The organism is Dysgonomonas sp. PF1-14 (assembly GCF_029892965.1).
In the GTDB taxonomy this organism is placed as follows: domain Bacteria; phylum Bacteroidota; class Bacteroidia; order Bacteroidales; family Dysgonomonadaceae; genus Dysgonomonas.
In genome coordinates, this window is sequence record NZ_JARXWN010000022.1 from 1 (window position 1) to 12,700 (window position 12,700).

At 34.7% G+C, this 12,700-nt stretch carries 15 protein-coding genes, 1 tRNA gene, 1 rRNA gene and 1 pseudogene; 4 read left to right on the forward strand and 14 right to left on the reverse strand.

Going from position 1 to position 12,700, the window contains the following annotated elements; genetic code table 11:
- Together M2448_RS18570 and M2448_RS18575 are read right to left on the reverse strand one after the other, a co-directional pair.
- Positions 1–83: ribosomal RNA gene (locus tag M2448_RS18570) — 23S ribosomal RNA — on the reverse strand; the annotation flags it as partial.
- A 187-nt stretch (positions 84–270) separates the two neighbouring features.
- Positions 271–344: transfer RNA gene (locus M2448_RS18575), tRNA-Ala, on the reverse strand.
- A 357-nt stretch (positions 345–701) separates the two neighbouring features.
- Here M2448_RS18575 and M2448_RS18580 point away from each other — a divergent pair.
- From M2448_RS18580 to M2448_RS18590, 3 genes are all read left to right on the forward strand, one after another.
- Positions 702–1,283, forward strand: a complete 582-nt coding sequence (locus M2448_RS18580; protein WP_280647920.1) for an RteC domain-containing protein — start codon at positions 702–704, stop codon at positions 1,281–1,283.
- Between the two features lie 112 nt (positions 1,284–1,395).
- Entirely contained in the window at positions 1,396–1,767 is a 372-nt protein-coding gene (locus M2448_RS18585) for a helix-turn-helix domain-containing protein (protein ID WP_280647919.1), read from the forward strand.
- Positions 1,768–1,783: 16 nt separating this feature from the next.
- Complete coding sequence (locus M2448_RS18590; RefSeq protein WP_280647918.1) at positions 1,784–2,065, forward strand: helix-turn-helix domain-containing protein; 282 nt, start codon at positions 1,784–1,786, stop codon at positions 2,063–2,065.
- A 633-nt stretch (positions 2,066–2,698) separates the two neighbouring features.
- Here M2448_RS18590 and M2448_RS18595 read toward each other — a convergent pair.
- Entirely contained in the window at positions 2,699–3,553 is an 855-nt protein-coding gene (locus M2448_RS18595; protein ID WP_280647917.1) for a hypothetical protein, read from the reverse strand.
- 330 nt (positions 3,554–3,883) lie between these two features.
- Between M2448_RS18595 and M2448_RS18600 the strand changes: the two are divergent.
- A pseudogene (locus M2448_RS18600) lies at positions 3,884–4,271 on the forward strand (transposase); the annotation flags it as partial.
- Positions 4,272–4,283: 12 nt separating this feature from the next.
- Here the strand turns inward: M2448_RS18600 and M2448_RS18605 are convergent.
- The 11 genes from M2448_RS18605 to M2448_RS18655 all read right to left on the reverse strand — a co-directional run bounded on the left by M2448_RS18605 (position 4,284) and on the right by M2448_RS18655 (position 12,529).
- A complete protein-coding gene (locus tag M2448_RS18605) occupies positions 4,284–6,683 on the reverse strand; it encodes a ParB/RepB/Spo0J family partition protein (protein WP_280647916.1) in 2,400 nt (799 codons plus the stop codon).
- Positions 6,684–6,695: 12 nt separating this feature from the next.
- Positions 6,696–7,013, reverse strand: coding sequence for a hypothetical protein (locus M2448_RS18610; RefSeq protein ID WP_280647915.1), 318 nt, complete (start codon positions 7,011–7,013; stop codon positions 6,696–6,698).
- Positions 7,014–7,303: 290 nt separating this feature from the next.
- Positions 7,304–8,365: a zincin-like metallopeptidase domain-containing protein gene (locus M2448_RS18615; protein WP_280647914.1), complete on the reverse strand. Its 1,062-nt coding sequence runs from the start codon at positions 8,363–8,365 to the stop codon at positions 7,304–7,306.
- Between the two features lie 350 nt (positions 8,366–8,715).
- A complete protein-coding gene (locus tag M2448_RS18620) occupies positions 8,716–9,105 on the reverse strand; it encodes a hypothetical protein (RefSeq protein ID WP_280647913.1) in 390 nt (129 codons plus the stop codon).
- 98 nt (positions 9,106–9,203) lie between these two features.
- The gene (locus M2448_RS18625) at positions 9,204–9,605 is read right to left on the reverse strand and encodes a hypothetical protein (protein ID WP_280647912.1); all 402 of its coding nucleotides are present in this window, start codon (positions 9,603–9,605) and stop codon (positions 9,204–9,206) included.
- A 19-nt stretch (positions 9,606–9,624) separates the two neighbouring features.
- Positions 9,625–10,161 carry a hypothetical protein gene (locus M2448_RS18630; RefSeq protein ID WP_280647911.1) on the reverse strand — a complete coding sequence of 179 codons (537 nt, stop codon included), beginning with the start codon at positions 10,159–10,161 and terminating at the stop codon, positions 9,625–9,627.
- 4 nt (positions 10,162–10,165) lie between these two features.
- Positions 10,166–10,741: a hypothetical protein gene (locus tag M2448_RS18635; protein ID WP_280647910.1), complete on the reverse strand. Its 576-nt coding sequence runs from the start codon at positions 10,739–10,741 to the stop codon at positions 10,166–10,168.
- A gap of 40 nt (positions 10,742–10,781) precedes the next feature.
- On the reverse strand, positions 10,782–11,747 hold the full coding sequence (locus M2448_RS18640) for a hypothetical protein (RefSeq protein WP_280647909.1): 966 nt from the start codon (positions 11,745–11,747) through the stop codon (positions 10,782–10,784).
- 69 nt (positions 11,748–11,816) lie between these two features.
- Entirely contained in the window at positions 11,817–12,125 is a 309-nt protein-coding gene (locus M2448_RS18645) for a DUF4326 domain-containing protein (RefSeq protein WP_348523110.1), read from the reverse strand.
- The gene (locus M2448_RS18650) at positions 12,115–12,276 is read right to left on the reverse strand and encodes a hypothetical protein (protein ID WP_280647908.1); all 162 of its coding nucleotides are present in this window, start codon (positions 12,274–12,276) and stop codon (positions 12,115–12,117) included. Before M2448_RS18650 ends, M2448_RS18645 begins: the two co-directional genes overlap by 11 nt.
- 13 nt (positions 12,277–12,289) lie before the next feature.
- Positions 12,290–12,529 carry a hypothetical protein gene (locus M2448_RS18655; protein WP_280647907.1) on the reverse strand — a complete coding sequence of 80 codons (240 nt, stop codon included), beginning with the start codon at positions 12,527–12,529 and terminating at the stop codon, positions 12,290–12,292.
- Positions 12,530–12,700 lie beyond the last annotated feature (171 nt).

Here is a 12,700-nt window from a genome sequence, read left to right on the forward strand (position 1 = left end):
ACCCCTAGCTTTTCGCAGCTTATCACGTCCTTCATCGCCTCTGAGAGCCTAGGCATCCCCCATGTGCCCTTTATTACTTTCTTTATTCTTTTACGTATTATATATAATATGATACGTGGGTTTGATAGTCTATATAAAAATAAACTAACTTTACTTGCTCTTTTTTTACATCATGTCAAAGATCGTTTGTTTAATTATGAATTATGAATTATTAATTATGAATATGATTGGATTCATCAGTCATAAGTCATAAGTCTTAATTAAATCAAGTGGAGAATAACGGATTCGAACCGTTGACCCCCTGCGTGCAAGGCAGGTGCTCTAGCCAGCTGAGCTAATCCCCCGAGTATTCAGTGAACAGTTAGCAGTTAGCAAGTAATGATAACTTGTGGTGATAACTGATCTCTGTTAACTGTCATCGTAGTCCCAGGCAGAGTTGAATAAAAAAAATAAATTCATGCTTCAAACCCGCTGAAACAGCCGGATTGCCAGCTTCTATTTTTCCGTGAATCAAAAAATCTTCACGATTTCTTCAATAATATATCATTATTTTTTTGCCTCTTTTAAACATCTCCATGTCTAACGGGTTGCAAAAGTAAAGCCTTTTTATTTCTTTTGCAAGAGTTCACAGAACTATTTTTAAAATATTTTTCATATCATCAGTTAAGTCTTGAGTTAATCAATTAATAATTAGAAATTTAATGATTCAAGAACTTAATAAACAATATGCGAACTTTTTCGTCATATTATTAGAGAAACAATCTCAAAAGGATAATATCAATAAAGAATTTAATGAACTGATACATCTATTAATCGACTACTGTTGCGCAGATATCAATATATTTTCTGTCTACAGGCTTTTAAAGGAGTTAGAGAGTGATCTCCAACTCAAGTGCAAAAGTGTGGCCTTATCTTCCACTAACGAACTCATCCAGAAACTGCAACATTTTGTTAAAACTGAAATTGAGATTCTAAACTATAAAATTCAGAATCCCGATTTGAGAGAAGCTCTTTCAGATAAAAAGGAATATCCTGTATTGCTGATCTGGACAGACAAAAAAGTGGCTTTGGTCGAATTAATCTATTCCATTGGCAAGTCTATTAATAACGGAGAGGCCAGTATTCATAAGATTGTAAAATGTTTCGAATTTATCTTTCAGGTAGATTTGGGTAATTATTACAACACTTTTGATGAAATATGTACAAGAAAAATTAAGCCTACCCGATATCTTGATTCACTGATAAATAATCTCAAAGAGGTTATAAAGTTAAAATTAAACTAACTGATATACAGTTAAATATTAGAAATCGTTCCCGAAGTAAGGTCCTTCATCGGGAACGATTCATTTCTATTTACTTCAACTTTGCATCATCAAACAGATAAAATTTTAATGTATGGGAACAGATAAAATCATAACTATTGAAGATGAAACATTCAGAATAATAATGAATAAACTAGACCGCATTGAATCAATAATAAACAACTCTGCACCGGTATACGAAAAATGTATTAAATTAATGCAAGAAACTGATTTAGACCAGATTATGACTCTAAAAGAAGTTGCTGAATATTTGAGGTTCAGCACTAAAACCATTGAACGTCAAAAGAAAGAAGGACTGATTCCATGTATCCAATTTGGCGGAGCTATCCGTTTCCATAAAAGAGAGGTGCTAAACTCCATGTACAATAAAAATCACAAGAACACTCATAAAAATTACAATACCGAATTAATATTTTCAAGAAGAGGCAATGAAAACCGGAAATAAATAAAAAAGAATAAAAATGAATGACAAATCAGAAATCATCATGAAAATTTTAGAGCAGCTCCTTTCCCGGTTTGACAAGATAGATAATAAACTCGACAGGCTGTTTAAAGTAAAAGATCCTTTGAATGGTGATGAACTTTTAGATAATCACGATATGTGTAATATATTAGGAGTTACTAAACGAACATTGCAAAGATACAGGCAAAAAGGATTGATTAAGTATTATATGATAGACAAAGGTAAAGCCTATTATCGAAAGTCAGAGATACCGGAAATCCTTTTTAAAAGAAAGTTATAATCTATATATATATGCGATACTGCTGTGAAGCAGAATATTTGATCATTTTCTTTGTGGTAACATTTCAACCCGGAAAACCGTGAGGCAATCCGGGTTTTGTTTTACCTGTATTTATTGAGGGATAATATTAACTTATACCGTCGTGCATTTAGATAAACACAAAATAAGCTACTCATTATCAAGTAAATGATTGTATTTAATAGTCTACTAAACGATTAAATATATGAACAACTTCACTCGAAATTACGAAAAAATATTAGAAACATTGCAAATTAGCAGAAAGTAAAATGAATTTTTTGAATCAAATACGTTTTCCTAAGCTATCAGATATCGACTTGACTGCTGAGTTTTTTAGAGATTGATTCGGAAAGGGATTTGTTTAGGAAATTGCCTGTTGGTTTAACTTCAAGGATAGAACGTAGTGTCTACAATCGCAGGAAACGACGATTATTTTACTATCGGGATTTATTGCGAAGAAAAAACAGCTTACTGTATTGGTTCTCACGATCATTATATTGTAGACAGTATCAATATTTATGGATGATGACAGGTCCATGTGATTATCATTGAATAATATTGATAAGAAATCTTTTTTTGTGCAATGACGAGAACTGCAAAAAATATTATTGAAGACTATAAAGGGAAATGGTATTCTATATCTTTTCTGGTTAATTCATTTCTATTCTTTAGTTTAAAATTATACTTCAAAATGGTTGCCTGTCTTAAAAAGCTTGTTCCTCGTCTACCATTATCAGAGATTGGGTGTGATGGCATAAAATAGAAAAGTTTATTTTGTTCTTGAAATTCAAGAAATTTTTCGATGTATGAACCTGTAATGAAATCTAGTTTTTTTCCGAAAATAAAACTTGCTATTAATTGTTGTTGGCGTTTACCATATTTTGATAGTTTATTTTTTTCTTTCTCATCTTCAAGTATTTTTTCAATATTTTTCCTTTTGGGATTATGATATATGTATGTTGAGTATTTTGCATTTGGCTCAATTATAAATGATATTATTATATTGTTTTCTATATCATTATCTTGCTCAAAATTCCATTGTTTCAAAAATTTGAATAATTGGATTCCATATTCTTCATCCCTAAAACAAGGAGCAAAGACCGCTGTTTCATTTCTATTATATGAACCATCTGCATTTAAAGGAATAAAAAAAGCGTTAGTCAACCATTGAGTAAGATCAACCCTGAAATTAGGTAATGGAGATACAATAATTGTTGTATATTCAAATATGACTCTTTCAAAAAATTGTTGAATTAATACAATTATAACTGAAAATAAAAGGGCTTCACATTTGTTCTGAAAAGTAATTAAACAACTTAAAACACCTATTATTGCTAATAATCTTATTATCCATTTGACTATTTTTTCAAATCTTTCATGTATTATCAATACAGGATAGAATTTTTTCCACTCTAATTTAATTAGGGTATTTAGTTCTACTTTAAAATCTTTTGAAATTCTTACTTTCATTTCAGTTATATTCAATTATTTAGTGTAAATATAGCAAATTTCACAATAGTTAAATAACAATTTTTCTATCCACCTTAACATTCTGCAATTATATATTTGCCGTTGAAGATATATATAAAACCCGTGGTGCATTTAGATAAATATAAAAGAAGTTGTTCATTATCAAACAAATGATTATATTTAATTGTCTACCAAACGATTAAATACAAGAACAACTTCATTCGAAATTACGAAAAAATATTGGAAACATTGCAATTAGTAGAAAGTAAGATGAATTTTTTGAATCAAATACGCCAACCCAAGCTATCAGATATTGAATTAATAGTCATTGATTTGACAAAAGCTTCCGTACATGATATTCATTATCTGAAAGATATAAAATCCATGTACACAGGTTGTGTTATTTTAGGAGATAAAGTATAAATCAGTGTTGATTATTAAAGGGATTTATTCTTAACAAATCAAACTAGAAGTGCCAATGCGCCGAAATCAGAGGGAATATAAACCTCAAGCCTATATTTTCCGTAAATCCAGGAAATGCATTGAAACGCTCTTTTCTCAACTATGTGATCAGTTTATGATTCGCAGGAATTATGCCAAATCTTTTGACGAATTCAAAAACAGAATCTTATCTAAGATTATGGCTCTGAAGGCTATACAACTGATAAACAAACTAAATAACAAGAATATTAACAATTTAAAAACTCGTATTGTCTAAATGTACCACGGGTTAACTTATCATTTTGGCATACTCTGTTTTCTCTTTATATTTTTTGATTTTAGATGTGATTATCTCATTACTTTTTCTGTATGTATCCATATGTTTGCTAACTATAGTTTTTGTCTCAGCCGGATAATATTGTATCGCCAGTTGTGGCAGCAAAACATTCAGTTTAGGACTAAACTTATTATTGGAGGCAAAATACTTAACCATAAAACTTCTTATCAGGATACCACGTTGTTCCGGGCTCAAGGTTTTAATAATAGTATCTTTGTCCTTATCCGTCAGAATATTCTGTTTAGGATTTGTTATACCGAATAAGGGATAATCTTTCTTATCCAAATAGTCTAACAGTATAAAAATGAATAATTCGTCTTCAAACAGGCTAAGTGTTGTTCCCGGCAGTTTTTGCATCTTCAGCAGATGCAAAGATTCTGTAAAGATTTGTTTTAAGGCGTTATCCTTATTCTTCATATTTTGTTCTTCTAGATTTTTAACAGGATTATTTTCCTTTGATTTATCTACGGGAATTATACAATAGCGGGGAATTCCATCTCCAACATACAGCCCTTTTTTCAGATTTCCGGCTTTTATTTCAGCATGAACCTTTTCCATTTGCTCACTATAGTCATATTCTGCCGCAAGATATTCATCATGAGCCTTGATATAGTCTTCTTCCTTATAGTATTTTGCCTTGTCCGGTTTTTCGGGGAGTGGAGGAAACTCTTTTACTATTGCCGCAGTAATACCCACACCAGATTCTTTCAGTATATTATTCAAGTTTTCATCCACCCTATCATAGGGTTGTACACAGATTTCAACTGAAGCGTCTTGTAGTACTTGCGCTTTACACAGACTGATCATGTATTCTCTTTTTTTACCCTCTAAACAGCCGGTATCAGTACAACGGCTATTGCCTGTTTCCCCGAACAGGTTATATGTTCCGGTATTCATAGGGCAGGTATTGCACTCTGTCTTGTCAAAAGGAAATACAGAAAGGTCATTGGTATATATACGTTCCGTTCTGGTAATAAACTCCTTGACAGATAAATCTTTCCAATTGGTGCTATCCTCATGAACGAAATGTTCCTTGTAAATCCTTCCTTGTATTTCTTTTGTGTATTTTGTCAATTCTATGCCAATACTAACTTTTATTTCATGGTCATCAAGCAGATTCTGGAAGTCCGGAATAAGTAATAAAAGACGCAACCTGTTCTTAATATACATCTCTTTTTGTCCAAATTTCCGAGCGATATCATCGATTGTCCATTTACCATTATCAAGAAGGGCTTTATAAGAATTTACTTCTTCCATGACTGTCAGATTTTCCCTGTGGACGTTCTCTGCAATAGCCAATTCTAGAACCTGTTCATCTGTATATTCTTTTATGAAAGCGGGTATCTTTTCTTCTTTATTCAAAAGAAAAGCATGATACCGCCTTTCCCCACAAACGATTTCATAACAATTATTGTCTTTCGGACGCAAGGTTATAGCCTGTATCAATCCTATCTCTTTAATTCCCTGAGATAAACTGATAAGTTCATTTTGTTTAATCCGTTTCCTCGGATTAAAAGGATTCGGAGATATCTTATCCAATGGAACCATTTCAATACTCCTTAAATCTTCTGAACCAACTATTTTATCTTCAGCTATACTTTTTGCTTTTCCTGTTAGTTTTGGCTTTTGAAGGGTTCTCTCCTTTTTATATTCTTCCGTCAGGGACAATATACATATTTCATGACTGAGCATACTATACTTAGATTCTTCACAGACAGCTTCTTTATGGCACACATCAAATCTCCGTAAACATTTATGTAATTTAGGTGGGTATGTTTTACCTAAATAATCTTTCGGAAGCAAAATGATGGCATAACCTACATCACTCAGCGTTCTTGACAACCAGGATAAAAATGAGTGCAGGTCTGCTTTTTCCAATGGAGGATTAGATATAATCAGATCCCACTTTTCTTCCTCCATAATTTCCTCTCTGTAATCATAGGTATAATACTCTGCGTCTGGGTATATTGATCGACACAATTCTACGAGCTCTTCATCGATATCAAATCCTGTTACATCCAATTTGCTATCCAACAAATATTTAGTTATCTGTCCGATACCACAGCAGGCATTCAATACACGGTTATTTTTGGGTAAAAAATTATCAGTTAATTTTACCAACTGCTTTGCCAGACAATCCGGTGTTGGATACTGGCTCAGTATAACACCTCTTTTTTTCTGCCGTTCAATCACGGTTTGATACAGCCAGTCATCACCTGTATAGTTAAATGGTAATTCACCATACAGTTTCCAATATTGTACAATTTCCAACAAGGTGTCGGGACTGCCTTGTTTTTTGTTTTTAAAATAGGAGTTGTGTAATGCGTATTTATTTCCTTCTATTTTTTCCATGTCTACATTTTTTTATCGTTTATATTGATATTTCTCTGCCAGTTTATCAACCCACCGCCCATTTTCATAGATATGATATTCTACTAATTCATCGGACAGATCATAGGTAAGGACTTGCATATACAGGTTGTTGCCCTGATGTTTTCCGGTTATCTCCGACATAATATTTTCTGAAAATTGCCCGCGGGAACTGAATTCAAGTTCACAGACGTTGTTGTTTGTTTCTATATCGGTATAACATTCAAAATTTTCATCGATATCTTGTAATATGCTCTCTACTATCTTTTTGTCAGTACTCGATACGACTGCTATGTTGGTGCATATATTCATTTTTATTGCTTTTTAGTTATTATTCTGTCTATAAATAAGCCGGAAAACCTTTTTGATGTTGTTTATCCGACTGTTATTCAGCCTTGCATGCCAGTAAGCGTATTTTCGACTCCATTTAAAATTATAAAAACGGATATGTTGCCGAATTTCCAGAGGAGGCTTACGATAGAACTGTAGCCGGATTTCTCTTTTATTATTTCTTATTACCAGCTTCAGGTAATTCTCCTGCTCTCCTATAAGCCCTTGTCTGTAACATATTCTGACCAACCACTTTAATTCTTTATACATAATCAGTCAATTACCATTAGCTCATCGAATGCGAATAACTTCTGTTTCTTGTTTTCTTTTGGCAATACTTTTGTTTCTGCTTGTTCCTGCTCAAACGGATTAAAATTAAGCCGGTTGCATATAAATTTTACAGCCTGAACCACATCGGAAAGGACTTCCATTAAAAAACCGGCATCTTGTTGTAATGCTCCCAGCCAGTATTTTAAATAAGAGGTATGGTCTTCCCGGATATAGGTTTCTATCCCTAAATAGTAGCCCATAAGTGCTGCCGATAGTTCAGCTACTAACTCTTCCCGGGCATAGTTATCACTCCCTTTTACTGAACCCGCTTTCAGGCGGTTTAACCTATCCTTATGCCCTGTCGAATGTGTCATTTCATGCAGAGCCGTCCCGTAAAAGGATTCTCCTGTGGTAAACTGATATTTATAGGGTAATACAATCCGGTCCTGAGCCGGAGAATAATAAGCCCTGTTCGAGAATTGCTGTTCAACGGGGCATACCCAGTTTTGATATTCAAGAAGCTCGTCCAACAGAGAATTGGAGTACTTCCCTACACCGGATACGGAAGGTGCTATCAGGTGGTGGGATAAGAGTTCGGCCCATTCTTCGGGGTATTTCTCGCTGTAATCGGTCTGGTCTAAATTAAAGACATCATAACATTTTGGCGTCGGAATCAGGTAGTATTGTTTCTGTTCGGCTTCATCCAACAATTGAAATTTTTCTATGGATATCTTTTCCTGTGTTTGCGGGTTGTAATACATATACGGAATATGGTAAACCGGAAAGGATACGGCTCCTTTTTTAACTGAAATACCCATGTTCTTCGCCTGTAAGAATGTAAGGAATACGGGACTGCTGTAATCATGGTACATACAGTATATCAGCAACATCAGGGTATTGCCCCCGCTATACAGGCGCCCTGTGATATTACGGGGAAGGAAATCCTTCCTTTTTACTTCAAGCCAGGGTTTGGTCCAGTCTTTATCAACCTCCATTATCCGGCTGATCATCAATGCGGTAAATTTCTCCGCTGTCTTTTTTAATCGTTTACTGTTGATTTTCATATAAATATGTTTTTAATGAATAATTTTACCCCTGCTTATCAGGCAGGTGCTTTACCTTCAAAGGCCCCAAAGTGACGTGTTTCAGGAAATACAAAGGCTTTTGGGGAAAATACGACCCAAAGGGTGGAGATTTTTTCCAAAACCGAAGGGGAAGGCTTTTATTTCCGATAGAAACACGAAGTAACTTTGCCTTTGAGGGTAAAGCGCTTGCACTCCGTTCATAGTCCTGTCCATGTATGTACTTTCCGAATATTCTGTCTTTTTCATTTTATTTTTTCGCATAAAAACACAAACGCCTCACTACCGGGTAGTGAAGCGAATATTTAATTTGCAAATCAAAATTTAAGCTGTCAGCAATCAGTGTATTTCCAAATAGTGTAGGTAATTCCCCTGCCATCTCTGAAAGCTATGCAGTTATTGCGGTAGTTCTGCCAACAAGAATATTGCTTTTCAAAATATAAACGATAATCATCCGAGAAGAACCGGTACAGGATGGTTTCAATGTCAGAACCATTGTCCTTGTACTCCACATCAATATAGACTACATATATTGTATCCTGATATTCAATATTCACAAATATATAGTCCGTATCATCTATCCTTAGTTTATCGGGATTCGTCTCTCCGGTAAACAAATCGATTGCACTCTCCATCCGGTTTTGGCCCAAATAGTTTACAAGCCCGACCGAATGGGATGAAGTTTCAAGGTCAAAGACACAGACCTGTCGTAAAGTTTTCATTTTAAAATATTATTTTAAACATTTCATAGAATAATTGAAACCACTGGTTTCTGTCCGTTTATATTAGCATTATCTTATAAAACTATTCTATCTGAATATCAAGACCAGTAAAGGAACATCCCACCTGTTTCATAGATACGGTTAGTTATCTCTGTGATCTGATTCGTGGTTAAATCGGGGCTATTCCCTCTCTTATGGTATTTTTTCAGCAGCTCAACCAGCTTTGGGTCATCATGGGGAACAATAAATGTATATTCAAAATTGTATACTACTTGTCTTTCATACAGTGTAAGTTTAATTTCTGCATTTTCATCGTATTCGTTTATCCTTCCCAGATAGCACGCTCCTCTTTCTTTCTGGAATTGTTTTATTTTAACACGGGATATATCGTTTATACTTTTATCAAACTCCGTAGTCCAGCCATCGTGCTGAATAAAATATATTCTCTCTAACTTTTCCAATTCAGCCAGAGATAGTTCGTCTAATTCTTTTAATTCCATAATAGATACGTCTTTAGTTTCACATTTGATTCCTTGATTTTTTTTCGTATTCCTCCACCTCTTTCATTACTCCATGGAAAAAGGCTATACCATGCTTTTCTTCCTTGCCGATTGAAGCTACCATAGAAATAATATTATAGCTATGTGTTATGCAAAATTCCTCCATATAATAATTCGCTACCCTCTCCTCAAACGTTTTTGAAAAAAAATCTGAGATTCCGTCTTGGGGAATATTGCAGTTGTACCACCATCTGTAAATACGGAACAATTGCATATAATCGATCGGTATGCTCCATTGGCATATTAAGCGAACTCGCTTGTTCACAACAGTTTGATCATTCAGTTCCAGAAACTTGCTGAATTTGAAAGAACCTTTCTTTTGGTTACTCTTTAATTGGAGGGCAATCCGTTTTTTCAAGTATTCTATTATTTTATTATTAAATAGAATACAATTTATTTCATAGGTCAAAAAACTGGATAATGGCGTTACATCCAACTCCAACACAATAGTATGTCCGTAGAGTTTTATCATTTTACTAATGATTGATTTTGCCATAATATTAGTCCTCTTCATATCTTAAATTATAAATTCTACTGCATAGTTTCTCTTCTTCCCCATTCTCCGGTTTTTGCCAGGAAAAAGGAAATTTCATAAGGCTTATATACCCATAGTCTGTTTTCTCCTGTTGTTCTGTCATCACGATATTTCCACTGGCATCAAGTACCTGTATCAGCATATTTGTGCGGAAAGGGAATAATGGCTCCAGATAATCCTGCGTTACCGTATACCACTGTGCATGATTTTCATGGGATTCCATACGACAGACTAATACGCCTTCATCTGTTTTAAAGTAATCCCTGCAATAGCCTGATTCGTCAAAAGCAAATTTCAGGCGGATTACATGAATCAGATTATCGGCAGGAACATACATTTTTGCAGTTTGCATATCCGAAAACAGTTTATCCGCAAATTGAGGATATTTTTCATCGATCCATTGCCGATCATTGACATGGAACAAGCGTTCTTCTTCCGGAAGGTTCCTGTCATAGAATACTTCTACTCCCGCAGGAATTGTAATTTTGCCGTAACCGGGGTATTCCAATGTTACTTCTTCTTTTGTTATTTTTTTCACCATACTATTTTGAGTTTATAATTAAGTTATATTTCCGTTTCTGTTATTTATATATTAATTGAAATTCTTTCCCCCATGCGGAACGAATAAGCCCGTAGACTTCATCGATACAATAGCCGTTATTACAACCTCGTTCATCAACACACATTTCAAATCTGTCATATTCTGTTTTTCCGGAAAAGCGGACAGGCACATATAAGTCACGCAGTAATTCCATCTCCATCAGGGAACCTCCTCCGTTCCAGTCGTTGAACATACCGCAGTTATTCCCTTTGGGAATAACAATACTTTTATATTCTTCGAAATTATTCTCATACAGGCTTTTGATTGGCAGTAACCCCATGAATGTAAGTAATCCATAACAAGATTGATTCAGTATTTCATCGGTCAGATCTGCATAACTGACGGCTTCATTTCCATTGCGGCTACGTTTGTCCGGCCAGCGCCCGATCGTGTTGATCCCTTTTTTGTTGAAAGTTTCTTTTACTTTCTTAGGATTCAGACAAAGTACATCAATGATGTCTTTGAAATATTCGTCATAGCAATAGGTATTACCCATATCGTAATTATGGGGAAGACAATCGTAGTTGGTATAAAGGATCGCTCGGCTACGAAGTTCACTCCTTTCAACCATTTTCTGAATAGGAGCACTTATATCGCGGTCTATGATAGTATTTTTAATAAAAGTCCAGTTATCTTCCCTATCTAACCATCTTGATATATAAGGGTGGAGATGTTTATATTCAGGAGTGGAAAGAATTTTATTTTCTAAATTACTCAATTCTATGGTACTACTTTCGTAGAGACTATCAGCTTCCCATTGATTGTTCTCTATTGCTTCCGTATTACGATTATTGATACAGTCCTGTATTATTTTACCCGAATCGTCATAATTATCCCGGTAGTCCGTATAAACAAGTTCATATTCTTTATTCATATTCTCCAGAAATGCCTGTTTTATGACATCGGATATTTCCGGGCTGATTGTTTTTGTCGTTATACTCTCCATAAATTATTGTGTTTAAAACAAAAAAGCCCGGACTTATACAGCCCGAGCATTTATTTGTCTGATATTAATTTACTTTATTGTATCTAAATATTTCTTTATAACATCTCCATGACAGGGATAGGGTTTGCAGAAACATCCCAATGTTTTTCCTTTCAATACATGAACTCTTCGCTTAAACTCCGGATCGTTCTTTATCCGGTTATAAAAATATTCTTCGTATTTTTCAAGCGTAGCTCCTCTTGTTTGATTTTCCCTCAAAAGGATAGGATTACCGAAATAACCGTCCTGTCCTTTACCCGTCCGGCCAATATATACATCGTATTCTTCCATACGTATGTTTACTACCTTTGTCTCATTATTATCTTTGCTACTCTTCATTTTCGATTATTTTATCAGTGATTTCCATTAATGTTTCGTTCACAGCCGAACGATAGGCAGCTTTGATCTCATTCCTGCCCCAACCGGTTTTTTCTTCTAATTTTTGAGCGAATGCCTGTTCGATCTGTTTTAATAATTCCGATGTTTTCATGTTTGTTATTATTTTAAAAGATTAGTAAATAGATAACTGCGAATGCAATGGCTATCTGAATCAACAGCCAGGTAAGCCTGAATAACGCTCGCCATACTCTCCATGACAGTACGATTCCTATTATTATATACAGTGTACTTTGCGATATGGTACTGAAAAACTGAATAATTGTATAAATTATGAAGGCCAGCAGCATAACCTTCACAACCGGAACGGCCATCGTCCAATACTTATTCTCTTTTATATTTTTCATAAGGCTTTCATTTATAATTTCAGCGGCAAGCAATATGGGTGGTTCAGGATGCAAGGTTTTTTGTAGAAATACAACCCGCAGGGTGGAGATTTCTGCAAAAACCCGTCAGGGCACGACCTTGCACATCCGCCCGGAACCGCCCATAACTTTGCCTGATGAAATTAAATGAAA

What these genes read in the sequence shown, in the direction of transcription:
- M2448_RS18650 (WP_280647908.1), bottom strand. Translation starts at nt 12,276, where the DNA reads ATGAAAACATCGGAATTATTAAAACAGATCGAACAGGCATTCGCTCAA.
- M2448_RS18655 (WP_280647907.1), bottom strand. Translation starts at nt 12,529, where the DNA reads ATGAAAAATATAAAAGAGAATAAGTATTGGACGATGGCCGTTCCGGTT.
- M2448_RS18595 (WP_280647917.1), bottom strand. Translation starts at nt 3,553, where the DNA reads ATGAAAGTAAGAATTTCAAAAGATTTTAAAGTAGAACTAAATACCCTA.
- M2448_RS18620 (WP_280647913.1), bottom strand. Translation starts at nt 9,105, where the DNA reads ATGAAAACTTTACGACAGGTCTGTGTCTTTGACCTTGAAACTTCATCC.
- M2448_RS18585 (WP_280647919.1), top strand. Translation starts at nt 1,396, where the DNA reads ATGGGAACAGATAAAATCATAACTATTGAAGATGAAACATTCAGAATA.
- M2448_RS18610 (WP_280647915.1), bottom strand. Translation starts at nt 7,013, where the DNA reads ATGAATATATGCACCAACATAGCAGTCGTATCGAGTACTGACAAAAAG.
- M2448_RS18640 (WP_280647909.1), bottom strand. Translation starts at nt 11,747, where the DNA reads ATGGAGAGTATAACGACAAAAACAATCAGCCCGGAAATATCCGATGTC.
- M2448_RS18645 (WP_348523110.1), bottom strand. Translation starts at nt 12,125, where the DNA reads ATGAAGAGTAGCAAAGATAATAATGAGACAAAGGTAGTAAACATACGT.
- M2448_RS18605 (WP_280647916.1), bottom strand. Translation starts at nt 6,683, where the DNA reads ATGGAAAAAATAGAAGGAAATAAATACGCATTACACAACTCCTATTTT.
- M2448_RS18580 (WP_280647920.1), top strand. Translation starts at nt 702, where the DNA reads ATGATTCAAGAACTTAATAAACAATATGCGAACTTTTTCGTCATATTA.
- M2448_RS18615 (WP_280647914.1), bottom strand. Translation starts at nt 8,365, where the DNA reads ATGAAAATCAACAGTAAACGATTAAAAAAGACAGCGGAGAAATTTACC.
- M2448_RS18625 (WP_280647912.1), bottom strand. Translation starts at nt 9,605, where the DNA reads ATGGAATTAAAAGAATTAGACGAACTATCTCTGGCTGAATTGGAAAAG.
- M2448_RS18630 (WP_280647911.1), bottom strand. Translation starts at nt 10,161, where the DNA reads ATGGCAAAATCAATCATTAGTAAAATGATAAAACTCTACGGACATACT.
- M2448_RS18635 (WP_280647910.1), bottom strand. Translation starts at nt 10,741, where the DNA reads ATGGTGAAAAAAATAACAAAAGAAGAAGTAACATTGGAATACCCCGGT.
- M2448_RS18590 (WP_280647918.1), top strand. Translation starts at nt 1,784, where the DNA reads ATGAATGACAAATCAGAAATCATCATGAAAATTTTAGAGCAGCTCCTT.